This is a genomic window from Pantoea sp. B9002, assembly GCF_013385945.1.
Classification (GTDB): domain Bacteria; phylum Pseudomonadota; class Gammaproteobacteria; order Enterobacterales; family Enterobacteriaceae; genus Pantoea.
Map to the genome: position 1 here is coordinate 1 of NZ_JACAPA010000049.1, position 26,584 is coordinate 26,584.

Sequence of the window (26,584 nt, forward strand, 5' to 3'; positions counted from 1 at the left end):
TGGCAAGACGGTATCTACAAAGCAGCGTTTTTAGTGTTCTCATCCGTTCGTTTCTTTTTCAGAATTTCGTCACTTCCTTACAGCTCACTTTTCTGCTGATGCAGATTGTGATCTGGCGCAATTTCGACCAAAAATAGTTTGTGACATTGATCACATTTAAACAACAAAGCACCCGCCATAAAAGGTGACTTAAGTCACATTCATCAGCTTGTTTTGCTTAAATTTTCGGCATCGTAGCTTTCTTACAACCCCTTTTTGTGATCGGTATCACCTTATTGCACCCCAATCACCCCAACTTAGCGTGATCTGCATCACACTTAGTCGCTGCTCTACGCAGCGTAATAAACTAGTGCTAGAGTCCGCGTGCATACAGTAATGCCACGGCCCCCGCCGTAACGTTCAAACAAAAACAAACGCGCTCTCTTATTGCAGCGCGTCTCAATAAGGGGTGGGTTTATGTCCTCATCAGTAAAGGTCAAGGTTCAGAGCTTTGGTCGCTTTCTGAGTAATATGGTGATGCCTAACATCGGTGCGTTTATCGCATGGGGTATCATCACTGCGCTGTTCATCCCAACCGGATGGATTCCAAACGAAACGCTGGCGAAACTCGTCGGCCCAATGATCACCTACCTGCTGCCGCTGCTGATTGGTTTCACCGGTGGACGTCTGGTTGGCGGCGATCGCGGTGGCGTGGTCGGTGCGATCACCACCATGGGCGTGATCGTCGGTGCCGATATGCCGATGTTCCTCGGCTCGATGATTGCCGGTCCGCTGGGCGGCTGGGCGATCAAATCCTTTGACCGCGTTGTTGATGGCAAGATCAAAAGCGGCTTCGAGATGCTGGTTAACAACTTCTCGGCCGGTATCATCGGTATGCTGCTGGCGCTGCTGGCGTTTGTCGCTATCGGTCCACTGGTTGAAGGCCTGTCACACATTCTCGCCGCGGGCGTGAATCTGATGGTGCAGAACAACCTGCTGCCGCTAACCTCAATCTTTGTTGAACCGGCGAAAATCCTGTTCCTCAATAACGCCATCAACCACGGCATCTTCTCTCCACTGGGTATCCAGCAGGCGAGCGAGGCGGGCAAATCAATCTTCTTCCTGATTGAAGCCAACCCAGGTCCGGGTATGGGCGTGCTGGTTGCCTACATGGTATTTGGTCGCGGTAGCGCCAAACAATCTGCAGGCGGTGCAGCGATTATCCACTTCCTTGGTGGTATCCACGAAATTTACTTCCCATACGTGCTGATGGCGCCGCGTCTGTTGCTGGCGGTTATCCTCGGCGGTATGACTGGCGTGTTCACCCTGACGCTGTTGAACGGCGGCCTGGTTTCTCCGGCTTCTCCAGGTTCTATCCTGGCGGTGCTGGCGATGACGCCAAAAGGCGCTTACTTCGCCAACATCGCTGCCATCATCGCTGCGTTTGCAGTCTCCTTTGTGGTCTCAGCTATCCTGCTGAAAACCAGCAAAGTGAAAGAAGATGACGATATCGAAGCGGCGACACAGCGCATGCAAGATATGAAAGCGCAGTCAAAAGGTCAGGCCGTTGCCGGTTCGCCAGTCGCTGGCGATGCGATGAGCGTTGACCTGAACCACGTACGTAAAATCATCGTAGCCTGTGACGCCGGTATGGGTTCAAGTGCGATGGGTGCGGGCGTGCTGCGTAAGAAAGTGCAGGACGCGGGCCTGAGCAATATTTCCGTTACCAACACGGCGATTAACTCGCTGCCGGGCGACGTCGATCTGGTGATTACCCACCGCGATCTGACCGAACGTGCGATGCGTCAGGCACCGCAGGCGCAGCACATTTCGCTGAACAATTTCCTCGATAGCGCGCTGTACAGCAACCTGACCGAACGTCTGGTGGCCGCTAACCGCAGTGAAGTGCGTCGCGAAACCGTGCAGACCACGCTGGCTGACAGCTACGACGAAGGCAACGCGCACCTGTTTAAACTGGGTGCAGACAACGTGTTCCTCGGTCTGAGCGCCACTCACAAAGAGCAGGCGATTCGCTTTGCCGGTGAGCAGTTGGTGAAAGGCGGCTACGTGCAGCCAGAATATGTTGAAGCGATGCTGGAACGCGAAAAGCTGACGCCAACTTACCTCGGTGAATCCATTGCTGTGCCACACGGAACCGTAGAAGCGAAAGACCGCGTGCTGAAAACCGGCGTGGTGTTCTGTCAGTATCCAGCAGGCGTGCAGTTTGGTGATGAGCCAGAAGACGTGGCGCGTTTGGTGATTGGTATCGCCGCTCGCAATAACGAGCACATTCAGGTGATTACCAGCCTGACCAACGCGCTGGATGATGACAGCGTGATTGAGAAGCTGGCCAATACCACCAGCGTGCAAGACGTGTTGGATCTGCTCTCGGGCAGCACCGTCAAAGCGTAATACCACGTTTTACCTTCCCTGGGGCGGGTAAGCCCGTCCCACATTTCCGGGGCGGACTTGCCCGCCCTTTCGTCATTTGATATGGGTCAAATTTATGAAAGCGTTACATTTTGGAGCAGGTAACATCGGTCGCGGTTTTATCGGTAAGTTACTGGCAGATGCCGGCATCGAGCTGGTGTTTGCTGACGTCAATCAGGTGGTACTTGATGCCCTTAACGCCCGTCATGAGTATCCGGTTCATGTGGTTGGCGAGCAGGCAAAAGTCGAAATCGTAAAAGGCGTGAGCGCCGTTAACAGCACCAGTGATGACATCGTTACGCTGATTGCTGAGGTTGATATCGTGACCACGGCGGTTGGCCCGCAGATTCTGGAGCGCATCGCCGGTGGCGTCGCGAAAGGTCTGGCCAAACGCAGCGACAGCGGTAATGTGCGTCCACTCAACATCATCGCCTGTGAAAACATGGTGCGCGGTACCAGCCAGCTGAAACAGCACGTGCTGAAAGCGCTGCCAGAGCAGTATCACGCGTGGGTTGAAGCGCATGTTGGTTTCGTTGATTCGGCGGTAGACCGCATCGTGCCGCCGTCCGAAGCGGGCACCACCGATCCGCTGGAAGTCACCGTGGAAACCTTCAGCGAGTGGATTGTTGATAAAACCCAGTTCAAAGGTGAATTGCCGAACATTCCTGGCATGGAATTGACCGACAATTTGATGGCATTCGTTGAGCGCAAGCTGTTCACCCTCAACACCGGTCACGCCATCACCGCGTATCTCGGCCAGTTGGCTGGTCACGCTACCATTCGTGACGCGATTCTCGATGAAAAAGTGCGTGCGGTAGTGCAAGGCGCGATGCAGGAGAGCGGTGCCGTGCTGATCAAGCGTTATGGTTTTGAAGCCGATAAGCATGCTGCCTACATCCAGAAAATCCTCACCCGTTTCGAAAACCCGTACCTGAAAGATGACGTTGAGCGTGTTGGTCGTCAGCCGCTGCGTAAACTGAGCGCAGGCGATCGCCTGATCAAGCCAACGCTGGGTACGCTGGAGTATCAGCTGCCGCACGACAATCTGGTTCAGGGCATTGCCGCCGCGATGCACTATCGCAGCGAAGCCGATCCGCAGGCGCAGGAACTGGTCGCGCTGCTGGCAGAAAAAGGCCCGCAAGCCACGCTGGCGGAAATTTCTGGCCTGGATGCCAACAGCGAAGTGGTCACCTCAGTGGTGAGCGCTTACAACGCTATGGCATAATGCGCGCCCTTTAGTGGTTAACTCGGGCGCGCTTGCGTGCCCGCTGGCGGTAGCTGAACGATGCAGGCAATGATGGAAGAGAAGCAGGCTTTTGAAAACCGGGTGCTTGAGCGCCTGAACGCCGGTCGTTCGGTGAGAAGCTTCCTGATCGCCGCCGTTGAGCTGCTGACCGAAGCGGTTAACCTGCTGGTGCTGCAAGTATTTCGCAAGGATGATTACGCGGTTAAATACGCGGTAGAACCGCTGCTGCTGGGTGATGGTCCGCTGGGCGAACTCTCGGTTCGCCTCAAGCTGATTTACGGCCTGGGCGTGATCAACCGGCATGAGTACGAAGATTGTGAATTGCTGCTGGCGCTGCGTGAGGAGCTGAATCACGACATCAGCGATTATCGTTTTACCGATGATGAGATCCTCGGCCCGTTTGGCGAACTGCATTGCGTGGCCGCCTGGCCGCCGCAGCCGGACTTCAACCGCGACGACGAGCAACTGCGCGCCATGCAGCAGCAGCGCTATCTGCAGATGGTGCGTTCAACCATGGTGCTGTCGCTCACCGAGCTGATTTCGCGGATTTCGCACAAGCAGGTGTTCAAAAAGCCTGCGCTGTAATTTTTGCATGAACAAGCGCGATGAATCGCGCCGCTACGGGTAAGTGCGGCGTGATGTATCTGAGTCTGAAATCAGCACGCATTGTAGCGGCGCGATTTATCGCGCGAAGTCATGCGCTGCAAAGTTGCCTGAATTTGATGTATCCTTTGCCTGTTTTCCTTAACGAGTTTTCCCCCAATGAAAGAACAAGAAAAAGCCGAGATCAAACTCCTGAGCGATCAGCTCGATGCGCTCAACCGCAAAGAAGCCCCGCTGTTAGCCTCTGGCGATGCCGAAAAGCTCGGTGAACTGCTGCGTGAAAAAGAGAAGCTGGAGCTGGAAATTGAGCGCCTGCGCGGTGTGCGCACCGAGAAGCTGAGCAAAGAAGCGCAACAGCTGCAGAAGCTGGGCTTTAGCCGCGAAATCACCAAGAAAGAACAAGCCAACATGGGCGCATTCAAGAAAAGCGTGCGCGGCCTGGTGGTGGTACACCCAATGACCGCGCTCGGACGTGAGATGGGACTGAAAGTGATGACCGGCTACGCGAAGCAGCCGTTCTAATCTTTACTTACGCGGCGTGTGAAACGTCGCGTAGGATGCCAGCCGCCTGATGAACTTGTTCATTCAGACTGTCCAGCAAGGCATAGCGACGGCGATACTCGGCGCGCTTCTTGCTGGCAATCTCTTCCAAATCTTTACGCTCCGCGCGTAACGGCAACGCAAATAACTCATCGGCACGCGCCACGCCACCCAACGACAACCAAAACTCGCTGTAGCTGGCAAAGAACTTATCGCCTTTGCTGTGACGGTAGCGCAGGCTGCGAAACACGTGCGTGGTATCGCCAACGGCGGTGATCGCTTCAACGCCACACTGTTCCGCCAGATTAAATACCGCTTCCATCAGCAGACGTTTCGGGAATACGCCGTGCGCCGCTTTGGTGGCATCGCGAATCACATCGTTGGAAATATGTTTACGCGGTCCCTGCAATCCACCAATTAATAACGTGCGCTTCTGCTGTTCGCGAATAATTGAGAAAGAGAGCGACGCAATTAACTGCGTTTGATAATGCAATTCCAGGGTAATTTCACCTTCACGGTCGAAGCGACCCGGACAGCAGTGAATCACATACGCCTCATCATTTTTGCCGCTCAGGGTGGCCAGCAAATTATCACCCGGACTCTGCAACAGCTGGCGCAGCGCCGAATTGTCTAACTGATCCATCAACGTATAGTGATCGATGATCGCCTGTGCGCGCTGCGCCACGCTGAATCCCGCACGTAGATAAGGACGATGTGGCTTCGCCGGCAACAAACCCTGCATGGTTAACAGCTGCGGTAACGCAGATAATTTCGCTAACTGCTGCAGATAATTAAAGGTAGTCACAGGAAATACCAGCGACCTTAAGGCAAATTTGGCGCGAAAACTTCCGCTATTCCATAATTTATTTGGTCTGAATTTTCCGCTTATTAACGGCAAAAAAAGCGGTGCTGACGAATCATTATTCGTCACAGAAGTTGTGATAGTAGACATGATTATTTAGGCTTGGCGAGACAAATTATCGCCACTATATGCCCCAAATTATCAACGGCAGGTTAATAGCTTTCGCAGCGGAATAGTCGTGTGCGGGAATATTCAGGTCGTTTAGCAAGGGTTTAAAAAAGGCGAAAAAAAACCGGTGAAGAGTTCACCGGTTTAGTGCGTTGCGGCTATAGCCTGAACTTACTTAGCAGAAGCGAAACGCGCTGCAGCTTCGTCCCAGTTCACAACGTTCCAGAATGCTTTGATGTAATCAGGACGTTTGTTCTGATACTTCAGGTAGTAAGCGTGTTCCCACACGTCCAGACCGATAATCGGGAAGCCTGAAACGCCAGCAACGGCTTCACCCATCAGCGGGCTATCCTGGTTTGCGGTTGAAACCACAGCCAGTTTGTCGCCTTTTTTCACCAGCCACGCCCAGCCTGAACCGAAGCGAGTGGTAGCGGCTTTTTCAAACTCCGCCTGGAAAGCTTCAACGCTACCGAAATCTTTTTCGATGGCGGCTTTCAGGTCGCCCTGCAGCGAGGTGCCCAGCTTCAGACCTTTCCAGAAGAAGCTATGGTTAGCGTGGCCGCCTGCGTTGTTACGCAGTGGACCTTTTTTGTCTGCTGGCAGCTGATCCAGTTTGGTGATCAGCTCTTCTACCGGCAGGTTAGCGAATTCGGTACCTTCCAGCGCAGCGTTAGCGTTGTTAACGTAGGCCTGGTGGTGTTTAGTGTGATGGATTTCCATCGTCTGCTTGTCGAAGTGCGGTTCCAGTGCGTCGTACGCATACGGCAGGGATGGCAGTGAATAACTCATGTTCTTCCTCTCCATTTTAGTGTTTTGCAGCACCACCTCACTGGGCGTGCCGCGTAAGCAGTCGGATCATTATAGTTAAAAACATGATCCGTAAAAGGGTTATCAATGCCTTAGAATTGATAAGGATTTGATGAATCTGGGAAAAGGTGCGCACGCACGGCTACACCTTGTGGCTGCTGGCGCGCAGTTTAAGCTGCACCGGCAGTTCATTGATGGCCGGCGGTTCATCTCCTTTGAGCGCCGCCAGCAGACGTTTACCCGCCGTACGCCCCATCTCTTCATACGGCAGCACAATGCTGGTAAGCGGCGGCGAACACACTGCCGCTAGCGGACCGCCGCCAATGCTGGCAATCGCCAACTGGCTGGGAATCGCAATCCCCGCCGCATGGCACGCCATGATGGCGCCGCAGGCCACTTCATCGCTGGTGCAAATCAGCACATCCAGCTCCGGCCACGTCAGGCGAATTTCCGCCAGCAAGCTGTGCCCGGCGGCAAAGGTGGGCATTTTCGGCGAGGTCACCACACGATGCGGCGCCTGATTCATCGCCAGCATGCCGCTGTGCCAGCCGTTCAGCAGCTGGCGGAAGATAGTGTTGTTACTCTGCGTGCACAGCAAACCGAGATTGCGATAGCCGCGCTCGACCAGACTTTGCACCAGCTGACGAATCGCTTTGGCGTAATCGACACCAATGCTGATCCCCGCCGAATCCTGATGCACGCCGCCAATATCCATCACTGGCAGCCCGGAATTACTCAGCAGACGATGCGCTTCGGCGGCGTTATCAAAATTGAAATGCACCATCGCCGCCGGATTATAGGAGAGCAGCATTTCGATCAGCTCGCTCTCTTCCGCCGCCGAATGGTTGGCTTCCGCCAGCATCATGTTGTAGCCCTGCGGCCGCAGCACTTCCTGCAGCGCTTCCGACACAATCGCGCTGCCCGGCGTAGCAAACGACGGCACCACCATGGTGATCAGGCGTGATGTCGCCGATGCCAGATTGCTCGCCTGCACGTTCGGCACATAGGAGAGCTCAATCACCGCCGCATCGATTTTGGCGCGAATTTCAGGCGACACTTTCTCCGGCATGCGCAATGCGCGCGACGCTGTCATGGTGCTTACGCCCACCAAACGGGCAACATCGGCCAGGGTACTTTTGCCGGTACTGCGCCGTCGCTTCTCTGCCATTCCTGCTCCTATGTCTGCCCTCCATACTTCAAACTGCAGGTGCGTTGGCTGCGTGTGATCACCCCAGCCACTTACTTCAGTAAGCTACTGGGGATGCTCCCACTTGCCGCCTTCCTGCATTTCGAATGATGAAGGGCACTATTCATAACGTTTACTTTTTTGCCAGGACGCAGCTTAAAACCAAATCTGTTAACGCGCCATGTGAAAAACCACAGTTTCGGGCATCCCTCACCCCGCGATCTTTTCAGAATGATTGAGCATGTCAGGTGCTTGCAACCAAGACAAACGCACAGCAAGGAAATGTTAGCGATAACACGTTTTTTAACAATAACGGTGTTAGCGCTAACTTTTGCGACAATCATCACAGAAAACCGCTGAGAAAATAACCTACATTGCACTCCATCGATGAATAAACAGGAATTACTGATGCTCACTCAATGGCTAACGCCGCAACATATTCGGGTAGTAGAGCACGTTAGCGACTGGCAGGAAGCGGTGCGTTTATCTGCCGAACCGCTGCTGGCCGCTGGGGCGATCAGCCCGGCTTATCTCGATGCCATCTTCACTTCGCATGCCGAGCTCGGTCCTTACTATGTGCTGGCGCCGGGCCTGGCGATGCCGCATGCCCGCCCGGAACAAGGCGCGCGCAAAAACGGCCTGTCGCTGCTGCATGTGAAAAATGGCGTGAATTTTCAGGCCGATGAAAACGATCCGGTTTATGTGGTCATCATGCTGTGTGCGATGTCTGGTGATGATCATATTCAGATGATCACCGCCTTAGCGGACGTATTCAGCGACGAATCCCGCCTGCAGCAGTTGCTGTCGGCTTCTACCCTGTCAGCGATTGAAGCTGTCATTGAAAATAAATAACCAGAGAACCCTATTATGAAAAAAGTCCTGATTGTGTGTGGAAATGGTTTAGGTAGCAGCTTTATTGTTGAAATGAACGTGAAGAAGATTGTGGCGGAATTAGGCAAAGAGGCGGAAGTGGGCCACACCGATTTAACCTCCGCGAAATCTGAACAGGCTGATTTAATCATAGCCGCGAAAGATATTGCCGATCAATTAGCCGGACACAGCGCGAAAGTGGTTGGTCTGACTAACCTGCTGGATAATGTAAAGATCAAAGAAATTCTGGCTGAAAATATCTAATAACAGTTTACCCCGAAAAACTTTACTCACTATGGAGTAAGTTATGCTGCAGTTTATAATCAAGGATGTTCTCGGAACACCCGCTATACTTGTCGGCCTTTTTTCCCTGTTTGGTTTATTACTGCAAAAGAAACCGGTTTCTGATGTTATTTCCGGTACGCTTAAAACCATCATGGGTTTTGTTATTCTCATCGCCGGGGCCAATTTAATTGCGGCCACGCTGACCATCTTCAGTCAGCTGTTTGAGCACTCCTTCAATATTCAGGGCGTGGTGCCAAACACCGATGCGATGGCCGCGCTGGCGCAGAAGAGTTACGGCACCGAAACCGCCATGATCATGGTATTCGGTATGCTGGTGAACATTTTGCTGGCGCGCATTACGCCGTTGAAATACATCTTCCTGACCGGTCACCACACGCTGTATATGTCGGCGATGCTGGCGGTGATTCTGTCGGTAGGCGGCATTCACGGCTTCTGGCTGGTGGTGATTGGTTCGCTGATTCTCGGCACCATGATGGTGGTTTGCCCGGCGATTCTGCAGCCGTTCACCCGCAAAATCACTAACTCAGACGATCTGGCGCTCGGCCATTTTGGCTCAACCGGCTATCTGCTCTCCGCGTTAGTGGGCAAAGTGGTCGGTAAAGGCAGCCCGTCGATTGAAGAGCTGAAGGTGCCGAAAACCCTCAACTTCCTGCGCGACTCATCGGTAGCGATCTCGCTGACCATGATGATTCTGTTCATCGCGCTGGTTCTGGTTGCCGGTAAAGAATTCACCGAAAGCATCAGTGGCGGCCAGAACTACATTGTGTTCGCCATCATTCAGTCGATCACCTTTGCTGCGGGCGTCTACATCATTCTTGCTGGTGTGCGTATGGTGATTGCCGAGATCGTGCCAGCCTTTAAAGGCATCGCCGATAAGCTGGTCCCCAACGCCAAACCGGCGCTGGATTGCCCAACCGTGTTCCCGTTCGCGCCGAACGCGGTGATCATCGGCTTCCTGTCTAGCTTCTCCGCCGGCTTGATCAGCATGTTCCTGTGTCCGCTGTTTGGTCTGAGCGTCATCGTTCCGGGTCTGGTGCCACACTTCTTCTGCGGTGCGACCGCTGGCGTCTACGGCAATATCACCGGCGGACGTCGCGGCGCAGTGATCGGCGCCTTTGTACAAGGATTGCTGATCTCCTTCCTGCCAGCGATTCTGCTGCCGCTGATGGGCGACCTCGGTTTCGCTTCCACTACCTTCGGTGATGCAGACTTCGGCATTGTCGGTATCGTGCTCGGCCACATTATTTCGTTCTTCCATTGATGTCATCAACAGCGCCTGCGGGCGCTGTTTTTGTAATGAGGAAATAAGTTATGCAAGCCAAATTTTCCCCCTCCTTAATGTGCATGGATCTCACGCGTTTCCGCGAGCAGGTTGAAGCGATGAATAGCACCGCCGCCTTTTATCATGTCGATATTATGGATGGCAGCTACGTGAAGAATATTACGCTGTCGCCATTCTTTATTGAGAACCTGCGTAAAATTACCGATGTGCCGATTGACGTGCATTTAATGGTGAATCATCCGGAAGATATTATTCCGATGTGCATTGAGGCGGGCGCAGATATTATTAGCTTCCACCCGGAAACCGCTAATAATAAAATCTTTCGCCTGCTGACGCAGATTAAAGACGCGGGCCGTCGCTGCGGCGTGGTGTTAAATCCGGCGACACCGGCGGAAAGTATTCGTGAATATGCGCATCTGCTGGATAAAGTGACGGTGATGTCAGTGGATCCGGGGTTCGCCGGGCAGACATTTATTCCGCAAACGCTGAATAAGATTCGCCAGCTGATCGCCATGCGCGAAGAGCATGGTTATCACTATCTGACCGAAATTGATGGTTCGTGCAACGCGCGCACCTTCCGACAGATTGCTGCATCAGGCGTGGATGTGTTTATTGTCGGCACGTCAGGTTTGTTTAATCTGGATGACGATGTGGCACAGGCGTGGCAGAAGATGGAGAGCATTTTCGCCGAAGAAACCGCAGCGGCGTAAACCTGCACATAACGTAGCGGCGCAATTTATTGCGCGATAAATCGCGCCGCTACAAAAATGTGCACAATCAATGTTCAGTTAACGCCCCAACTCACTCAACGACTTATCCAGCGCGCCCACCAGCCAGTCAATATCCGCTTCCTGGAACGCCAACGGCGGACGCAGTTTCAGCACGTTACCGTAAGGGCCCGCCACTGATGTCAGCACGCGGTGTTCGCGCAGTTTCTCAATCAAATCCAGCGCTAGCGCTTTGTCCGACGTTTTGCTGGCGCGGTCCTGCACCAGTTCGAAACCAATAAACAGACCCGCACCGCGCACGTCGCCGATCGACTCGTGGCGATCCATCAGTTTCTGCAATTCACTCAACAGTTTGGCGCCCACTACGCGGCTGTGCTCCTGCAAGCCCTCTTCTTTAATTACCGTCAGCACCGCTTGCGCGGCGGCCATCGCCACCGGATTACCGCCAAAGGTGTTGAAGTAAGGAATCTCGTCGCTGAACGCCGCCAGCACATCGCTTTTCGCCAGCAAACCTGAAACCGGAATGCCGTTGCCCATCGGTTTGCCGGTGGTGATCACATCGGGCACCACGCCATGACGCGCAAAACCCCAGAACGCGTCGCCGGTACGACCAAAGCCCGGCTGCACTTCATCGGCAATAAAAATGCCACCGTTGGCGTGTACCACATCAACGGCTTGCTGCAGGAAGCCGCGCGGATTTGGCAGCACGCCATCGGAAGAGAAAATCGAGTCAGCGAGGAAGCCGGCAAACTTAATGCCGTGCGCTTTCATATCGTCGATCTGCTTCTGGATTTCATTAGCAAACCACTCACCGAGATCCGGCGCAGCAACACGATAGGCATCTGGCGGTGAAACCAGACGCGTGGTCGCTGCCAGCGGCTGTCCGCTGCCGAGCGCGGGCGACACACCTGAAGTGAGATCGCTGGTGCCGTGATACGCCTCCTGCGACACAATAATGCCGGTGCCGCCGCTAAAAGCACGCGCCACGCGGATCGCCAAATCGTTGGCTTCCGAACCGGTGCACATGTACATGGCGCGATCAATGGCATCCGGCGTGGTCGCCAGCAGCTCTTCGGTGTAATCGAGAATGCGTTCGTGCAGATAGCGCGTATGGGTGTTCAGCATCTTCATCTGCTGATTCACCGCCTCAATCACCGCCGGATGGCAGTGACCAATGCTCGCCACGTTGTTGTACACATCAAGATATTTATCACCGGCGGCATCCCACAAATATTGCCCTTCACCGCGCACTAAATGCACCGGCTTGCGGTAAAAAAGGCGATACGACTCGCCCAACACTTTGCTGCGCTTGTCGGTTAGCTTGCGGGTTGCCGCGTCCAGACCGTCGGCGTGCTCAGCACGAAAACTGTTGGTATCCATGATGGTAGAACGTGTAGCCATGGTAACTCCCGTTGCGAAGGTGAAAGGGGTGCATGCGAAATCGCCGTTTGCCAATATCATGCCTGCTTTGGCGACAAATGCAACCAAATACACAAATACAACCAAATACACATGACGGCGTAATGACACTCAGGTAAGCTTAGGCCCAGGTTGAACACGCCACAGGGAAAAGTCATGCTGCAGGAAACCCGCTTACACCGCATTCGCGCGCTGCTGACCACGCAACATCAGCTCAGCACCGAGCGCATCATTAACGAGCTTGGCATTTCGCGTGAAACCGCGCGGCGCGACATTATTGAGCTGGAAGCGCAGGGATTAGCGCGGCGTGTGCATGGCGGTTTGGTCGCCGTCGATAGCCAGCCAGAGCCGCCGCTGCAGGTGCGCCGCAACGCGCAGGCGAAAGAGAAACGCGCAATTGCGGTTGCTGCCGCGCAACATCTCCAGCCCGGTCAAACGCTGTTCCTCGATGCCGGCACCACCACCACCATGCTGGCCGAACAGCTGCGCACCATGTCGGGTTTAACTATCATCACCAACAGCCTGCAGGCCGCGCTGGCGCTGAGCGCGGCGGAAGAGCATGAGACGCTAAATAATCAGGTGATTTTGATTGGCGGCATGATGATGGCAGGCGCGCAGCAAACGCGCGGGGAGATGACCATCGGGGAAATTTATCGTTATCGCGCCGATGTGGCGCTGCTTTCGCCGGTCGGCATCGATGCGAAAAACGGTGCCAGCAGTTTTCATCCCCACGAAGCGGCGATTGCCCGCGCCATGGTGCAGCAGGCGAACCGCACCATTTTGCTGGCGGATCACAGCAAACTCGGCGTGATAAGCCGCACCGTTTACGCACCGATTACGGAAGTCGATCTGCTGATCTGCGACAGCGGCGCGGCAAAACCCGGCGCGCTGGCGGCGCTGCAACAGGCGCTGCCGCAGGTGCAGGTGGTTTAACGCAGCCGCTGCGGATGGCTGTAAACCGTGGCGCGGCCCGGTTTACTGAAGCCGACCAGCGTCAAATTGCAGCGTTCAGCCACCTCAACAGCGAGCTGTGTCGCCGCCGATACCGCGAACAGAATCTCCACGCCGCACATGGCGGATTTCTGCACCATCTCATAGCTGGCGCGGCTCGAAACCAGCACCGCGCCCTGCTGCCACGGCTGCTGGCTGCGATTCCCGAGCAGTTTATCCAGCGCCACATGGCGGCCCACATCTTCGTAGCCGCCCTGCAATTCGCCTTGCGGTGACATCCACGCCGCCGCGTGCGTGCAGCCGGTGAGATTGCCGATCGGCTGATAATCGCGCAGCTGCGCCAGGCCTTTATCCAGATTGGCTAAATCAAAGGTTTGGCTAAACGGCAGCGGCTGGAGCGGCTTACCGATTTGATCGAGTTGCTCGACGCCACACACGCCGCAGCCGGTGCGTCCGGCCATGGCGCGGCGCTGCTCTTTCAGCGCCATAAAGCGGCGGCTGGAGAGCTCAATCTGCACTTCAACACCATTACAACCCGGCACCACATCAATGCCGAAGATTTCATCATGGCGCTCAATAATGCCTTCAGAGAGCGAGAAACCTACTGCAAAAGCTTCCAAATCATTGGGCGTCGCCATCATCACAACGTGTGAAATGCCGTTATAGACCAGCGCAACCGGCACTTCCTGCGCCAGCCAGTCGGGTTCTGCCAGCGTGATATCACGCCGCTGTCGCACCTGCGCCTGCACTGCACCTGAGATCTTATTCACATTAATGTGACTTTCCTGACCCTTCTCTGTCACTTTTTTCGCCTCACATAACAACCTTACTAAAGTAGTGGTAATATTAGGTCGCTATTGCCGCAATATTCGTCGGGTTATTGTGACGCCCGATTCACTGCACTGCAAAAGTAAAAATCATTCATGTTGAAAGGATAATCCATGAACGTCAGCCGAAGGAAATTCTTCAAGGTATGTGCTGGCGGTATGGCAGGGACAACGGCAGCGCTGCTTGGCTTTGCGCCAGAGGTAGCGCTGGCGGAAACGCGACAGTATAAACTGCTGCGCGCACGCGAAACCCGTAACACCTGCACTTACTGCTCAGTCGGCTGTGGCTTGTTAATGTACAGCCTCGGTGACGGCGCGAAAAACGCCAAAGAGACCATTTTCCACATCGAAGGGGATCCGGATCATCCGGTGAGTCGCGGCGCATTGTGCCCGAAAGGCGCAGGCCTGCTCGACTTCATCCACAGTGAAAGTCGCCTGCAATACCCAGAATACCGCGCGCCTGGCTCCGATAAATGGCAGCGCATTAGCTGGGACGATGCCTTTGATCGCATCGCGAAGCTGATGAAAGCGGATCGCGACGCTAACTTTGTGGCGCAAAACGCCGCGGGCGTGACGGTAAACCGTTGGCTCTCCACCGGCATGCTGTGTGCTTCCGCATCCAGTAACGAAACCGGCTACTTAACCCAGAAATTTACCCGATCGCTCGGCATGTTAGCGGTCGACAACCAGGCACGCGTTTGACACGGACCAACGGTAGCAAGTCTTGCTCCAACATTTGGTCGCGGTGCGATGACCAATCACTGGGTCGACATCCGTAATGCCAATCTGATCGTTGTGATGGGCGGGAACGCCGCTGAAGCGCATCCTGTGGGATTCCGCTGGGCGATGGAAGCCAAGATTCACAACAAAGCCAAATTGATTGTTATCGATCCGCGCTTCACGCGTACGGCATCGGTAGCCGATTTCTATACGCCGATTCGTTCGGGCACCGACATTACTTTCCTGTCGGGCGTACTGCTGTGGCTGCTGCAAAACGACAAAATCCAGCATGAATATGTGCAGGCGTACACCAATGCCAGCCTGATCGTGCGCGAGGATTATCATTTTGAAGATGGCCTGTTCAGCGGCTACGACGAAGAGAATCGCAAATACGATAAAACCAGCTGGAACTACGAACTGGGCGCCGACGGCTTCGCCAAACGCGACACCACGCTTACGCATCCGCGCTGCGTGTGGAACCTGCTGAAGCAGCACGTCAGCCGCTACACGCCAGAAATTGTTGAACGCATCTGCGGCACGCCGAAAGCCGACTTCCTGCACGTGTGTGAACTGATTGGCGAAACCAGCGCGCGCGATCGCACCACCTCGTTCCTGTATGCGCTCGGCTGGACGCAGCACTCGGTCGGTGCGCAGAACATCCGCACCATGGCGATGATTCAGCTGCTGCTCGGCAACATGGGCATGATTGGCGGCGGCATCAATGCGCTGCGCGGCCACTCGAATATTCAGGGTCTGACCGATCTCGGTTTGCTGTCGCAAAGTTTGCCGGGTTACATGACCTTGCCGTCGGAGAAACAAACCGATCTGCAGAGTTATCTTGCCGCCAACACGCCAAAAGCGCTGCTGCCAGGCCAGGTGAACTACTGGAGCAACTATTCGAAATTCTTTGTCAGCCAGATGAAAGCCTTCTACGGCGACAAAGCCCAGAAAGAGAACAGCTGGGGCTTCGACTGGTTGCCGAAGTGGGACAAAGGCTACGACGTGTTGCAGTACTTCGAGATGATGTCGCAAGGCAAGGTCAACGGCTATCTGTGCCAGGGCTTCAACCCGGTGGCATCGTTCCCGAACAAGCGCAAAGTGATCGCGTCGCTGTCGAAGCTGAAGTTCCTCATCACCATCGATCCGCTCAACACCGAAACCGCCACCTTCTGGGAGAATCACGACGAGTTTAACGATGTCGATCCGTCGCAGATTCAGACCGAAGTGTTCCGTTTGCCCTCCACTTGCTTCGCCGAAGAGAACGGTTCAATCGTTAACTCCGGCCGCTGGCTGCAGTGGCACTGGAAAGGTCAGGATGCGCCGGGCGAAGCGCTGAATGACGGCGAGATTCTTTCCGGCATTTATTCACGCCTGCGCAAGATGTACGCCAGTGAAGGCGGTGCGCTGCCTGAGCAGGTGCTGAACATGAGCTGGAACTACCTGACGCCAGAAAATCCTGCGCCGGAAGAAGTGGCGATGGAGAACAACGGCAAAGCGCTGGCGGATGTGTTCGATGACAAAGGCACGCTGCTGGTGAAAAAAGGCCAACAGCTCAGCACCTTTGCCCATCTGAAAGATGACGGCAGCACCAGCAGCGGCTGCTGGATTTTCGCCGGCAGCTGGACGCCGGACGGCAACCAGATGGCGCGCCGCGACAACACCGATCCCACCGGTTTAGGCAATACGCTGAACTGGAGCTGGGCATGGCCGCTCAACCGCCGCATTCTCTACAACCGCGCCTCGGCTGACCCGCAAGGCAATCCGTGGGATCCGAAACGTCAGATCCTGAAGTGGGATGGCAGCAAATGGGGCGGCATGGATGTGCCGGACTACAGTGCGGCCGCGCCAGGCAGCGATGTCGGGCCGTTCATCATGCAGCCGGAAGGTCTCGGCCGCCTGTTTGCGCTCGACAAAATGGCCGAAGGTCCGTTCCCGGAACACTACGAGCCGTTTGAAACGCCAATCGGCACCAACCCGCTGCATCCGAACGTGGTATCCAACCCGGCGGCGCGCGTGTTTAAGGACGATTTGGCATCGATGGGCCAGGCGGAGCAGTTCCCGTATGTCGGCACCACTTATCGTCTCACCGAGCATTTCCATTACTGGACCAAACACGCGCGGCTCAATGCCATCGCGCAGCCGGAACAGTTTATTGAAATCGGCGAGAAGCTGGCCAACAAGCTCGGCATCGCGCAGGGCGACACGGTGAAAGTGAGCTCCAATCGCGGCTACATCAAAGCCAAAGCGGTGGTCACTAAGCGCATCCGTCCACTCAACGTCGACGGCAAAATCGTCGATACCATCGGCATTCCGATTCACTGGGGTTATCAGGGCGTGGCGAAAAAAGGCTTTATTGCCAACACCCTGACGCCGTTTGTCGGTGATGCCAACACGCAGACGCCAGAATTTAAGGCGTTCCTGGTCAACGTCGAGAAGGTGTAAGGAGAACGAATATGGCTTATCAATCTCAAGACATTATCCGCCGCTCCGCCACCAATGGACTCACGCCTGCCCCGCAGGCGCGTAACCATCAGCAGGAAGTGGCGAAACTGATCGACGTGACCACCTGCATCGGCTGCAAAGCCTGTCAGGTGGCGTGTTCGGAGTGGAACGATATCCGCGATGAAGTGGGACATAACGTTGGGGTGTACGACAATCCCGCCGATTTGACCGCCAAATCCTGGACGGTGATGCGCTTCTCAGAAGTGGAGGAGAACGGCAAGTTAGAGTGGCTGATCCGCAAGGATGGCTGCATGCACTGCGCCGATCCCGGCTGCCTGAAAGCTTGTCCATCTGAAGGCGCGATTATTCAGTACGCCAACGGCATCGTCGATTTTCAGTCGGAACAGTGCATTGGCTGCGGCTACTGCATTGCCGGCTGTCCGTTCAACGTGCCGCGTCTGAATAAAGAGGACAACCGCGTGTATAAGTGCACGCTGTGCGTCGATCGTGTCAATGTCGGTCAGGAACCGGCGTGCGTGAAAACCTGCCCAACCGGCGCGATTCACTTCGGCAGCAAAAGCGATATGCAGGCGCTGGCGGGTGAACGCGTGGCCGAGCTCAACACGCGCGGCTATGCCAACGCCGGCTTGTACGATCCGGAAGGCGTCGGCGGCACGCACGTGATGTACGTGCTGCACCACGCCAACAAACCGCAGCTCTATCACGGTTTGCCGGATAATCCGAGCATCAGCCCGGCGGTAACCTTTTGGAAAGGGATCTGGAAACCGCTGGCGGCGATCGGTTTTGCCGCCACCTTTGCCGCGTCGGTGTTCCACTACGTCGGCGTAGGGCCGAACCGCGTGGAAGAGGATGAGGACGAGAACCTGCACGAAAAAGAGGAGCGCGAATAATGAAAAAACGCGATCGTCTGGTGCGCTACAGCGCACCGGAACGCATCAATCACTGGATTGTGGCGTTCTGTTTTGTGCTCGCCGCGCTGAGCGGACTGGGTTTCTTTTTCCCGTCGTTTAACTGGCTGATGCACGTGCTCGGCACGCCGCAGTTGGCGCGTATCCTGCATCCCTTTATTGGCACGGTGATGTTTGCCGCCTTTATCATCATGTTCTTACGCTATTGGAAACATAACCTGATCAATCGCGAAGACCTGATTTGGGCGAAAAATATCCACAAAATCGTGCAAAACGAAGAGGTCGGCGATACCGGCAAATACAACTTCGGGCAGAAGTGTGTGTTCTGGGCTGCTATCATCAGCTTAGTCTTGCTGCTGGTGAGCGGAATTGTTATCTGGCGCCCGTACTTTGCCGGTGCCTTTACTATTCCGCTGATTCGCATCGCGCTAGTGGTGCATTCGGTCTCAGCTGTGGCGCTGATCATGGTGATTATGGTGCACATTTACGCCGCCTTGTGGGTAAAAGGCACCATTACCGCCATGGTTGAGGGCTGGGTTCCGGCCGCGTGGGCGAAGAAACATCATCCACGCTGGTATCGCGAGCAGCGCCAACGCCAAACACAACAGGAAAAACGTCCCTGATGAGTATTCGCATCATCCCGCAGGACCAGCTGGAGAAAAGCGAAAAGCACACGGCGGAGCAAGTTCCGCCGTTACTTTTCCCCCGGCTGAAAAATCTGTATAGCCGCCGTGCGGCACGTTTGCGCGACCTGGCCGCGAAGAATCCGCTGGGTGATTACCTGCGCTTTGCCGCGGTGATCGCCGAGGCGCAGGAGATCGTGCTGTATGACCATCCGCTGCAGATCGACCTGCAGCAGCGGCTGACGCAGAGCGCCGAGCAGGGCAAACCGCCGCTCGATATCCACACCTATCCGCGCGATGCGCACTGGCAACGTTTGCTGCATTCGCTGATCGCCGAGCTGAAGCCGGAGATGAGCGGCCAGGCGCTGGCGGTGCTGGAGAATCTGGAAAAGTCCTCCACTACCGAACTGGAAAATCTGGCGCATGCGCTGCTGGAAGGCGATTTCGCGCAGGTGAGCAGCGACAAATCGCCGTTCATCTGGGCAGCGTTGTCGATTTACTGGGCGCAGATGGCGGCATTAATTCCCGGCAAAGCGCGTGCCGAATACGGTGAGCATCGCCAGTTCTGCCCGGTATGCGCCAGCGTGCCGGTCACCAGCGTGGTGCACATGAGCGTGGGCCAGCAAGGACTGCGCTATCTGCACTGCAATCTGTGTGAAAGCGAATGGTATGTGGTGCGCAGCAAGTGCTCGAACTGTGAACAAACCGGCGATTTGCATTACTGGTCGCTGGACAGCGAAAAAGCGGCGGTAAAAGCAGAGAGCTGTGGCGATTGCGGCACCTACCTGAAGATGTTGTATCAGGAGAAGGATCCCGCCGTGGAGCCGGTGGCCGATGATTTGGCCTCGCTGGTGCTGGATGCCCGCATGGAACAGGAAGGATTCGCGCGCAGCAGTTTGAATCCGTTTATGTTCCCCGGCGATTAACTTTTCCAATGTTTCTGCGGTCCGTAGCGGCGCGATTTATCGCGCATTTTCATTGCTGGCATAATGCGCGATAAATCGCGCCGCTACGGATATGTGCGGTTTGTTATCACGTATTTTCATTCAACACGGAGGCGCACGATGAAACTGATTGGCAGCTACACCAGCCCTTTTGTACGCAAAATATCAGTGATATTGCTGGAAAAAGGCCTGGTTTTCGAATTCGTTAATCACTCTCCGTGGATCGATGACAGCGATGTACCGCACTACAATCCGCTGGGCAAAGTGCCGGCGCTGATTGATGACAATCAACTCACCTGGTTCGACTCTTCGATCATCGCGCAGGTCATTGAACTGCGCGGCGAGGCGCCTGCGCTGTTGCCCGCTGATGCGCTGCACGCGTTGCAAATCCGCCAGCTGGAAAAACTGGCCGACGGCATTAACGATGCGGCGGTGATGATTGTGCGCGAGCAGATGCGTCCCGGCGATCAGCAATCTGAAGAGGTGCTGCTGCGCAACCGTGACAAAATTCAGCGCGGCCTCGATGCGCTAGAAACCGCCGCCGCCCAGGGCGAATGTCTCAATAGTGGCACGCTCAATCTGGCCGATATCGCCACCGGCTGCATGATTGGTTACCTCAACTTTCGCCGCGTGCTGCCAAACTGGTGCGTGAATCGCCCGGCGCTGGTGAAGCTGGCCGAAAACCTGTTTGCGCGCGAAAGCTTTGCCCGCACCGTTCCGCCCTCTCTGTAAGTCACCCGATGAAAACCCTGTACAGTCAATTACCTGCTATCGACAGCCTGCTGCGCGATCCCGCGCTGCAGCCGCTGCTTGCTGATCACGGAACCGCCTTCGCCACGCGCCAGCTGCGCAGCATGCAGCAGGAAGCGCGCGACCACATTCAGCAGCACCAAACCTTGCCAGAGTGGCACCTGAACTGGCCGGATGAAGCGCTGCGCCGCAGTCAGCAGCAACAGCAAAGTGCGCTGCGTCCGGTGTTCAATCTCACCGGCACCGTGCTGCACACCAATCTTGGCCGCGCACAGCTGAGCGATCGCGCCATCGACGCGGTAGTGAACTGCTTGCGTCAGCCGGTCACGCTGGAATACGCGCTGGATGATGCGGCGCGCGGCCACCGCGATCGTGCGGTTAGCTCGCTGCTGTGCGAATTAACCGGCGCGGAAGCCGCGTGTATCGTCAACAACAATGCCGCCGCCGTATTACTGATGCTGGCCGCTTTAGCGCCGGGGCGCGAAGTGATTGTTTCGCGCGGCGAGCTGGTGGAAATTGGCGGCGCCTTCCGCATTCCTGACGTGATGCGCCAGGCGGGTTGCAAACTGGTGGAAGTCGGCACCACCAACCGCACGCACCTGAAAGATTATCGCGCCGCCATCGCGGAACACAGCGGCCTGCTGATGAAGGTGCACACCAGCAATTATCAGATTCAGGGCTTTACCCATGCGGTGACGGAAGCAGAGCTGGTTGAGCTGGGTGACGCTTACCAATTGCCGGTAATCACCGATCTGGGCAGCGGTTCGCTGATCGATATGACCGAATTTGGTCTGCCAGCTGAACCGATGCCGCAGCAGCTGATTGCTGCAGGCGTCAGTCTGGTGAGTTTCTCCGGCGACAAACTGCTCGGCGGTCCGCAGGCGGGGATTATCGTCGGCAAGCAGGCGCTGATTGATCAACTCCAGTCGCATCCGCTGAAACGCGCGCTGCGCGTCGACAAAATGACGCTCGCGGCGCTGGAAGCCACGCTGCAGCTCTATCGTCAGCCGGAAACGCTGCGTGAAGCCCTGCCGACGCTGCGGCTGCTCACCCGTTCATCGCAGGATATTCAGCAACAGGCCGAACGATTGCTGCCCGCGTTACAGCAGATATATGGAGATGATTTTTCGCTGGCGATCGCGTCCTGTTCATCCCAAATCGGCAGCGGATCGCTACCGGTTGAGCGCATTCCCAGTTTCGCGATCACCTTCACGCCACGCGATGGCCGCGGCGGCCAGCTCGCCAGTTTGTCACAGCGCTGGCGCAGCTTAGCGCGCCCGGTGATTGGCCGCATTCAGGAAGGCAAACTGTGGCTGGATTTGCGCTGCCTGGATGATGAAAGCGCGCTGATTCAGGCCTTAGCGTCATGATTATTGCCACCGCTGGACACGTCGATCACGGCAAAACCGCGCTGCTACAGGCATTAACCGGGGTGGATGCCGATCGCCTGCCGGAAGAGAAACGGCGCGGCATGACCATCGATCTCGGCTACGCGTACTGGCCGCAGCCGGATGGTCGCGTGCTCGGCTTTATTGATGTGCCGGGCCACGAGAAATTTCTCGCCAATATGCTGGCGGGCATTGGCGGCATTCATCATGCGCTGCTGGTGGTGGCCTGCGACGATGGCGTGATGCCGCAAACCCGCGAACATCTGCAGTTGCTGAGCCTTGCCGGACAGCCGCCGCTCAGCGTGGCGCTGACCAAAGCCGATCGCGTGGATGAAGCGCGTATCGCGGAAGTCCAGCTGCAGGTGGCGCAGCTCACGCAACAACTCGGCTGGCCGGCGGTGCCGCAATTTGTCACCAGCAGCCACACGCAGCAAGGCATCGACGCGCTGCGCCAGCATCTCAGCACGCTGGCGGAACCGGCCTTCGACTCTCGTTACCGTTTCCGCCTCGCTATCGATCGCGCCTTCACGCTAAAAGGCAGCGGATTGGTGGTTACCGGCACCGCGCTGTCGGGCGAAGTGAACGTCGGCGATACCCTTTGGCTTAGCAGCCGGAATCTGCCGCTGCGCGTGCGCGCGCTGCATGCGCAGAACCAATCGGTGCCGCGCGCGCAGGCCGGTGAGCGTATCGCGTTGAATATCGTCGGCGATGTGGAAAAAGCACAGATCGCGCGCGGCGACTGGCTGCTGTCACAGGCCAAAGCGGAAGGCACCACGCGCTTAACCGTGGCGCTGCACTTGCTGCAGCCGCTGAAAAGCGCGTCGCAACCGATTCATATCCACCACGCCGCCAGCCACGTCACCGGACGCATTACGCTGCTGGCGGATGATGTTGCGGAAGTGGTGCTGAACCAACCGCTGTGGCTGGCAGAGAACGATCGGCTGATTATTCGCGACAGCAACGCACAGCAAACGCTGGGCGGCGCGCGCGTGCTGCTGCTCAACAGTAAAAAGCGCGGCAAACGTCAGGCGGAGTATCTTGCCTGGCTGCAGCAGTTGGCTGCAGCACAAGATGATGACGCCAGCCTGCAGGCGCATCTGGCGTATCAACCGACAGAATTGCGTGAGCTGGCGTGGGCGCGCCAGCTTACCGAGCCCGCTCTGGATGCACTGATCGAGCATGCAGCGCCGGTGCAGCTCGATAGCGCGCTGATGAGTGCCGCGCAGGCAGCACAATGGCGGCAAAAGCTGCTGGAATCGCTGGCGCATTTTCATCAGCAGCATCCTGAGGTGCCGGGCATCGGCCACGATCGTTTGCGTCGTGTGGCAATGCCGCATCAGCCTGCGGAATGGGTGTTAGCGCTGATTGATCAGCTGCTGGCGCAAGGTCAGTTGCAACAGCGACAAGGCTGGCTGCATCTGCCCGATTTCGAACCGCGCTTTAATCCGCAGGAAGAAGCACTTTGGCAGCAGGTCGGCCCGCTGTTTGGCGATCAGCCGCTGTGGGTGCGCGATATCGCGCTGGTGCTGCAGCAGGATGAACAGGCGATTCGCTCGCTGCTGCTCACTGCTGCGCGGCTCGGACATATCACCGCGATCGTGCGCGATCGCTACTATCGCAGCGACCAGATCCAGATCTTCGCCGATCTGATTCGGAGCCGTGCCGCGCAAGATGGCAGCACCAGCGCCGCCGACTTCCGCAACCAGCTCGGCACCGGGCGCAAAGTGGCGATACAGATTCTGGAATTCTTCGACCGCAGCGGCTTCACCCGCCGCCGTGGTAACGATCATCTGCTGCGCGACGACCGCCTGTTTCCCTCCTCATCTGCATAAAATCTCTCGCGTTGCCTCGCAGTTCAGCTTGTAACTGCGCTGCAACGCACATTCCCTGTTGTGCAAAAAAGTGCCAGAATGTAAGAAATACTCTTACATTGGATGGCGATGATGGCACGTACCATGACGATCGATTTAGGCGATGAACTGCGCGAGTTTGTTGAATCTCTGGTTGAGTCCGGCGACTACCGTACGCAAAGCGAAGTGGTGCGCGACTCGCTGCGCTTGCTGCGGGAGAAGCAGGCGTCGGCCAAACTTGAAAAGTTAAAGCAGTTGATTCAGGAGGGCTTAGATAGCGGAGATCCTGTCGAATTTGATATAGATGTTTTTCTCAAAAAAATGAGAGCCAGGGTAGGCATAGATGAAAAGGACGATAAGGATAATGCCGGAAGCTGAAACCGATCTGGCGGCAATCTGGTTATATGGATATGGCAACTTTGGTCTTAAAAAGGCTGAACTGTATACGCATAAAATTTATCAACGTTTCAACCAATTATCTGAACATGAGTTAGGTCGCAGGCGTATTGATTTAGGAGAGCGCGTTTTTGCACTGCCGCATCGTGAGCATGTGATTTTTTATCGAACCGAGCCGGATAAGGTTTTAGTCCTGCGTATTTTGCATCATTCTCAGGACGCAATATCTCACATTACAAATCCACAATGGTTCTAAAACAAAAAAGGACGATTTCTCGTCCCCTTTGTTTCGTAGCGTCGCCATTGATGGCGACCACGCAAACTACTGCAGCAGCGAAATATCCGCCACCTGCAGGAACAGCTGACGCAGCTGTGCCAGCAGCGTCAAACGGTTAATACGCACCGCCTGATCGTCGGCGTTCACCATCACTTTATCGAAGAAGTTATCTACCGCTTCACGCAGCTGCGCCAGTTCAACCAGCGCATCCTGATAGCGACCTTCTGCAAAGTACGGCTGCAGCTTATCGCCCAGCGCGGTCACGAAGGTCGCCAGCTGGATCTCTTCGTTCTCTTTCAGCAGGGAAGCCTGCACGCTGTCGTTCAGGGTTTCGGTCGATTTCGCCAGGATGTTCGACACACGTTTGTTGGCGGCGGCCAGCGTGGCTGCCGCTTCCAGCGTACGGAAGTGCGAAACCGCCTTCATGCGCGCATCGAAATCAGCCGGACGAGTTGGACGACGCGCCAGCACCGCCTGAATGGTGTCAACGCTGTGGCCCTCTTCCTGATACCAGGTACGGAAACGGCCCAGCATAAAGTCGATCACTTCATCGATAACCTTGGCGTTGCTCAGCTTGCTGCCGTACAGGCGCACCGCTTCTTCGGTCAGCGTTTGCAGATCGAGCGGCAGGTTTTTCTCAACGATGATGCGCAGCACGCCTAGCGCGGCACGCCGCAGTGCGAACGGATCTTTGTCGCCTTTCGGATGCTGACCGATGCCGAAGATACCCGCGAGGGTGTCCATTTTGTCAGCAATCGCCACGGCACAGGCCACCGGATTTGACGGCAAATCATCACCGGCAAAGCGCGGCTGATACTGCTCGTTCAGCGCCACAGCCACATCTTCCGCTTCGCCATCGTGGCGCGCGTAGTGCATGCCCATCACGCCCTGCGTGTCGGTGAACTCGAAGACCATGTTGGTCATCAGGTCGCACTTCGACAGCAAACCCGCACGCGTAGCGTGATTTACATCGGCACCAATCTGCGCGGCAATCCAGCCAGCCAACGCCTGAATGCGGTCTGTTTTATCACGCAGCGTGCCCAGCTCTTTCTGGAACAACACGGTTTCCAGACGCGGCAGATTATCTTCCAGACGCTTTTTGCGGTCGGTGTTGAAGAAGAACTCGGCATCCGCCAGACGCGGGCGCACCACCTTCTCGTTACCGGAAATAATCTGCTGAGGATCTTTGGATTCGATGTTGGTGACGAAGATGAAATTCGGCAGCAGTTTGCCCGCCGCGTCGTACACCGGGAAGTACTTCTGGTCACCTTTCATGGTGTAAACCAGCGCTTCAGCTGGCACCGCGAGGAACTTCTCTTCGAATTTTGCCGTCAGCACCACCGGCCACTCCACCAGCGAGGTCACTTCTTCCAGCAGGCTTTCGCTCAGATCGGCGATGCCGCCAATCTTCTGTGCCGCCGCTTCCGCGTCCGCTTTGATTTTGGCTTTACGCGCCGCATAATCCGCCACCACTTTACCGCGCTCCAGCAGCAGCTGCGGATACTGATCGGCGTTGTCGATGGTGAATTCTGGCTCGCCCATAAAGCGATGGCCGCGAATCACGCGATCGGACTGAATGCCCAGAATCTTCGCGGGGATCAGCTCGTCACCCAGCAGCAGCGTAACGGTGTGCACCGGACGCACAAACTGCACGTCGCTCGCGCCCCAGCGCATCAGCTTAGGAATCGGCAGCTTGCTCAGCGCGGTGGCAACCATCGCGGGCAGCAGCGCCTGCGCGCTTTCGCCGGTGATCGCAGCGCGATGCACCAGCCATTCACCTTTATCCGTGCTCAGACGTTCAGCCTGCGCCACGGTGATGCCGTTACCACGCGCCCAACCTTCGGCCGCTTTGGTGGCGTTACCATCGGCATCAAACGCGGCGGCGATAGCCGGACCACGTTTTTCAACTTCGCGATCCGGCTGCGCGGCAGCCAGCTGGGCCACTTTCAGCGCCAGACGACGCGGAGCAGCAAACCAGCTCACTTCGCCATGCGCCAGACCGGCGCTATCGAGTTCAGCGGTGAAGTGCGCAGCAAAGGCTTCTGCCAGGCTGCGCAGCGCTTTCGGAGGCAACTCTTCGGTGCCAATTTCCACCAGGAAAGTTTTATCGGTCATGGCTGC

Annotated in this window: 24 protein-coding genes; 18 read left to right on the forward strand and 6 right to left on the reverse strand. The window is 56.1% G+C overall.

Annotated features, from left to right (window positions below; genetic code table 11):
- The first annotated feature begins 456 nt into the window (after window positions 1-456).
- The 4 genes from HX773_RS21375 to HX773_RS21390 all read left to right on the forward strand — a co-directional run bounded on the left by HX773_RS21375 (window position 457) and on the right by HX773_RS21390 (window position 4,780).
- A complete protein-coding gene (locus HX773_RS21375; protein WP_176973224.1) occupies window positions 457-2,391 on the forward strand; it encodes a PTS mannitol transporter subunit IICBA in 1,935 nt (644 codons plus the stop codon).
- Between the two features lie 94 nt (window positions 2,392-2,485).
- The gene (gene mtlD / locus HX773_RS21380; RefSeq protein ID WP_176973225.1) at window positions 2,486-3,634 is read left to right on the forward strand and encodes a mannitol-1-phosphate 5-dehydrogenase; all 1,149 of its coding nucleotides are present in this window, start codon (window positions 2,486-2,488) and stop codon (window positions 3,632-3,634) included.
- Between the two features lie 60 nt (window positions 3,635-3,694).
- Window positions 3,695-4,240 (forward strand): mannitol operon repressor MtlR, encoded by a 546-nt coding sequence (mtlR, locus tag HX773_RS21385; RefSeq protein WP_176973226.1) that lies wholly within the window; start codon window positions 3,695-3,697, stop codon window positions 4,238-4,240.
- A gap of 177 nt (window positions 4,241-4,417) precedes the next feature.
- The gene (locus tag HX773_RS21390) at window positions 4,418-4,780 is read left to right on the forward strand and encodes a YibL family ribosome-associated protein (protein ID WP_007893377.1); all 363 of its coding nucleotides are present in this window, start codon (window positions 4,418-4,420) and stop codon (window positions 4,778-4,780) included.
- Between the two features lie 7 nt (window positions 4,781-4,787).
- Here the strand turns inward: HX773_RS21390 and HX773_RS21395 are convergent, their stop codons facing one another.
- The 3 genes from HX773_RS21395 to HX773_RS21405 all read right to left on the reverse strand — a co-directional run bounded on the left by HX773_RS21395 (window position 4,788) and on the right by HX773_RS21405 (window position 7,743).
- Complete coding sequence (locus HX773_RS21395; protein WP_176973227.1) at window positions 4,788-5,750, reverse strand: VirK/YbjX family protein; 963 nt, start codon at window positions 5,748-5,750, stop codon at window positions 4,788-4,790.
- A gap of 189 nt (window positions 5,751-5,939) precedes the next feature.
- A complete protein-coding gene (sodA, locus tag HX773_RS21400; protein WP_176973228.1) occupies window positions 5,940-6,557 on the reverse strand; it encodes a superoxide dismutase [Mn] in 618 nt (205 codons plus the stop codon).
- 160 nt (window positions 6,558-6,717) lie between these two features.
- Window positions 6,718-7,743: a LacI family DNA-binding transcriptional regulator gene (locus tag HX773_RS21405; RefSeq protein WP_176973229.1), complete on the reverse strand. Its 1,026-nt coding sequence runs from the start codon at window positions 7,741-7,743 to the stop codon at window positions 6,718-6,720.
- Between the two features lie 426 nt (window positions 7,744-8,169).
- Between HX773_RS21405 and HX773_RS21410 the strand changes: the two genes are divergently transcribed.
- The 4 genes from HX773_RS21410 to alsE are packed head-to-tail and all read left to right on the forward strand — an operon-like array spanning window position 8,170 to window position 10,929.
- Window positions 8,170-8,613 (forward strand): PTS sugar transporter subunit IIA, encoded by a 444-nt coding sequence (locus tag HX773_RS21410; RefSeq protein ID WP_176973230.1) that lies wholly within the window; start codon window positions 8,170-8,172, stop codon window positions 8,611-8,613.
- A 15-nt stretch (window positions 8,614-8,628) separates the two neighbouring features.
- Window positions 8,629-8,895: a PTS sugar transporter subunit IIB gene (locus HX773_RS21415; RefSeq protein WP_176973231.1), complete on the forward strand. Its 267-nt coding sequence runs from the start codon at window positions 8,629-8,631 to the stop codon at window positions 8,893-8,895.
- 43 nt (window positions 8,896-8,938) lie between these two features.
- The gene (locus tag HX773_RS21420; RefSeq protein ID WP_176973232.1) at window positions 8,939-10,198 is read left to right on the forward strand and encodes a PTS ascorbate transporter subunit IIC; all 1,260 of its coding nucleotides are present in this window, start codon (window positions 8,939-8,941) and stop codon (window positions 10,196-10,198) included.
- Window positions 10,199-10,248: 50 nt separating this feature from the next.
- A complete protein-coding gene (alsE, locus tag HX773_RS21425; protein WP_176973233.1) occupies window positions 10,249-10,929 on the forward strand; it encodes a D-allulose 6-phosphate 3-epimerase in 681 nt (226 codons plus the stop codon).
- 78 nt (window positions 10,930-11,007) lie between these two features.
- On the opposite strand, the gene HX773_RS21430 is transcribed toward alsE, so the two are convergent.
- Window positions 11,008-12,348, reverse strand: a complete 1,341-nt coding sequence (locus HX773_RS21430) for an aspartate aminotransferase family protein (protein WP_176973234.1) — start codon at window positions 12,346-12,348, stop codon at window positions 11,008-11,010.
- Window positions 12,349-12,522: 174 nt separating this feature from the next.
- Here HX773_RS21430 and HX773_RS21435 point away from each other — a divergent pair, with 174 nt between their 5' ends.
- Entirely contained in the window at window positions 12,523-13,299 is a 777-nt protein-coding gene (locus tag HX773_RS21435) for a DeoR/GlpR family DNA-binding transcription regulator (protein WP_176973235.1), read from the forward strand.
- On the opposite strand, the gene fdhD is transcribed toward HX773_RS21435, so the two are convergent.
- On the reverse strand, window positions 13,296-14,087 hold the full coding sequence (gene fdhD / locus HX773_RS21440) for a formate dehydrogenase accessory sulfurtransferase FdhD (protein WP_370463630.1): 792 nt from the start codon (window positions 14,085-14,087) through the stop codon (window positions 13,296-13,298). The two genes, HX773_RS21435 and fdhD, sit on opposite strands and share 4 nt — an antisense overlap.
- Window positions 14,088-14,258: 171 nt before the next feature.
- Between fdhD and fdnG the strand changes: the two genes are divergently transcribed.
- The 9 genes from fdnG (at window position 14,259) to HX773_RS21485 (ending at window position 24,442) form a co-directional block, all read left to right on the forward strand.
- Entirely contained in the window at window positions 14,259-17,306 is a 3,048-nt protein-coding gene (fdnG, locus tag HX773_RS21445; protein WP_176973237.1) for a formate dehydrogenase-N subunit alpha, read from the forward strand.
- An 11-nt stretch (window positions 17,307-17,317) separates the two neighbouring features.
- Complete coding sequence (gene fdxH, locus HX773_RS21450) at window positions 17,318-18,217, forward strand: formate dehydrogenase subunit beta (RefSeq protein WP_176973238.1); 900 nt, start codon at window positions 17,318-17,320, stop codon at window positions 18,215-18,217.
- Window positions 18,217-18,858: a formate dehydrogenase cytochrome b556 subunit gene (gene fdoI, locus HX773_RS21455; protein ID WP_176973239.1), complete on the forward strand. Its 642-nt coding sequence runs from the start codon at window positions 18,217-18,219 to the stop codon at window positions 18,856-18,858. Before fdxH ends, fdoI begins: the two co-directional genes overlap by 1 nt.
- Window positions 18,858-19,784 (forward strand): formate dehydrogenase accessory protein FdhE, encoded by a 927-nt coding sequence (gene fdhE, locus HX773_RS21460; RefSeq protein WP_176973240.1) that lies wholly within the window; start codon window positions 18,858-18,860, stop codon window positions 19,782-19,784. Before fdoI ends, fdhE begins: the two co-directional genes overlap by 1 nt.
- 138 nt (window positions 19,785-19,922) lie before the next feature.
- Complete coding sequence (locus HX773_RS21465; protein WP_176973241.1) at window positions 19,923-20,534, forward strand: glutathione S-transferase; 612 nt, start codon at window positions 19,923-19,925, stop codon at window positions 20,532-20,534.
- Window positions 20,535-20,542: 8 nt separating this feature from the next.
- The gene (gene selA, locus HX773_RS21470) at window positions 20,543-21,922 is read left to right on the forward strand and encodes an L-seryl-tRNA(Sec) selenium transferase (protein WP_176973242.1); all 1,380 of its coding nucleotides are present in this window, start codon (window positions 20,543-20,545) and stop codon (window positions 21,920-21,922) included.
- Window positions 21,919-23,772 carry a selenocysteine-specific translation elongation factor gene (gene selB / locus HX773_RS21475; RefSeq protein ID WP_176973243.1) on the forward strand — a complete coding sequence of 618 codons (1,854 nt, stop codon included), beginning with the start codon at window positions 21,919-21,921 and terminating at the stop codon, window positions 23,770-23,772. Before selA ends, selB begins: the two co-directional genes overlap by 4 nt.
- Window positions 23,773-23,883: 111 nt before the next feature.
- Window positions 23,884-24,168, forward strand: a complete 285-nt coding sequence (locus HX773_RS21480) for a type II toxin-antitoxin system ParD family antitoxin (protein WP_176973244.1) — start codon at window positions 23,884-23,886, stop codon at window positions 24,166-24,168.
- The gene (locus tag HX773_RS21485) at window positions 24,155-24,442 is read left to right on the forward strand and encodes a type II toxin-antitoxin system RelE/ParE family toxin (RefSeq protein ID WP_255433296.1); all 288 of its coding nucleotides are present in this window, start codon (window positions 24,155-24,157) and stop codon (window positions 24,440-24,442) included. Before HX773_RS21480 ends, HX773_RS21485 begins: the two co-directional genes overlap by 14 nt.
- A 66-nt stretch (window positions 24,443-24,508) precedes the next feature.
- Here HX773_RS21485 and glyS read toward each other — a convergent pair whose 3' ends face one another.
- Window positions 24,509-26,578 (reverse strand): glycine--tRNA ligase subunit beta, encoded by a 2,070-nt coding sequence (gene glyS, locus HX773_RS21490; protein WP_176973246.1) that lies wholly within the window; start codon window positions 26,576-26,578, stop codon window positions 24,509-24,511.
- Between the last annotated feature and the right edge of the window lie 6 nt (window positions 26,579-26,584).

Coding starts and splice junctions, on each gene's coding strand:
- HX773_RS21375 (WP_176973224.1), top strand. CDS start 457: ATGTCCTCATCAGTAAAGGTCAAGGTTCAGAGCTTTGGTCGCTTTCTG.
- mtlD (WP_176973225.1), top strand. CDS start 2,486: ATGAAAGCGTTACATTTTGGAGCAGGTAACATCGGTCGCGGTTTTATC.
- mtlR (WP_176973226.1), top strand. CDS start 3,695: ATGCAGGCAATGATGGAAGAGAAGCAGGCTTTTGAAAACCGGGTGCTT.
- HX773_RS21390 (WP_007893377.1), top strand. CDS start 4,418: ATGAAAGAACAAGAAAAAGCCGAGATCAAACTCCTGAGCGATCAGCTC.
- HX773_RS21395 (WP_176973227.1), bottom strand. CDS start 5,750: ATGTCTACTATCACAACTTCTGTGACGAATAATGATTCGTCAGCACCG.
- sodA (WP_176973228.1), bottom strand. CDS start 6,557: ATGAGTTATTCACTGCCATCCCTGCCGTATGCGTACGACGCACTGGAA.
- HX773_RS21405 (WP_176973229.1), bottom strand. CDS start 7,743: ATGGCAGAGAAGCGACGGCGCAGTACCGGCAAAAGTACCCTGGCCGAT.
- HX773_RS21410 (WP_176973230.1), top strand. CDS start 8,170: ATGCTCACTCAATGGCTAACGCCGCAACATATTCGGGTAGTAGAGCAC.
- HX773_RS21415 (WP_176973231.1), top strand. CDS start 8,629: ATGAAAAAAGTCCTGATTGTGTGTGGAAATGGTTTAGGTAGCAGCTTT.
- HX773_RS21420 (WP_176973232.1), top strand. CDS start 8,939: ATGCTGCAGTTTATAATCAAGGATGTTCTCGGAACACCCGCTATACTT.
- alsE (WP_176973233.1), top strand. CDS start 10,249: ATGCAAGCCAAATTTTCCCCCTCCTTAATGTGCATGGATCTCACGCGT.
- HX773_RS21430 (WP_176973234.1), bottom strand. CDS start 12,348: ATGGCTACACGTTCTACCATCATGGATACCAACAGTTTTCGTGCTGAG.
- HX773_RS21435 (WP_176973235.1), top strand. CDS start 12,523: ATGCTGCAGGAAACCCGCTTACACCGCATTCGCGCGCTGCTGACCACG.
- fdxH (WP_176973238.1), top strand. CDS start 17,318: ATGGCTTATCAATCTCAAGACATTATCCGCCGCTCCGCCACCAATGGA.
- fdoI (WP_176973239.1), top strand. CDS start 18,217: ATGAAAAAACGCGATCGTCTGGTGCGCTACAGCGCACCGGAACGCATC.
- fdhE (WP_176973240.1), top strand. CDS start 18,858: ATGAGTATTCGCATCATCCCGCAGGACCAGCTGGAGAAAAGCGAAAAG.
- HX773_RS21465 (WP_176973241.1), top strand. CDS start 19,923: ATGAAACTGATTGGCAGCTACACCAGCCCTTTTGTACGCAAAATATCA.
- selA (WP_176973242.1), top strand. CDS start 20,543: ATGAAAACCCTGTACAGTCAATTACCTGCTATCGACAGCCTGCTGCGC.
- selB (WP_176973243.1), top strand. CDS start 21,919: ATGATTATTGCCACCGCTGGACACGTCGATCACGGCAAAACCGCGCTG.
- HX773_RS21480 (WP_176973244.1), top strand. CDS start 23,884: ATGGCACGTACCATGACGATCGATTTAGGCGATGAACTGCGCGAGTTT.
- HX773_RS21485 (WP_255433296.1), top strand. CDS start 24,155: ATGCCGGAAGCTGAAACCGATCTGGCGGCAATCTGGTTATATGGATAT.
- glyS (WP_176973246.1), bottom strand. CDS start 26,578: ATGACCGATAAAACTTTCCTGGTGGAAATTGGCACCGAAGAGTTGCCT.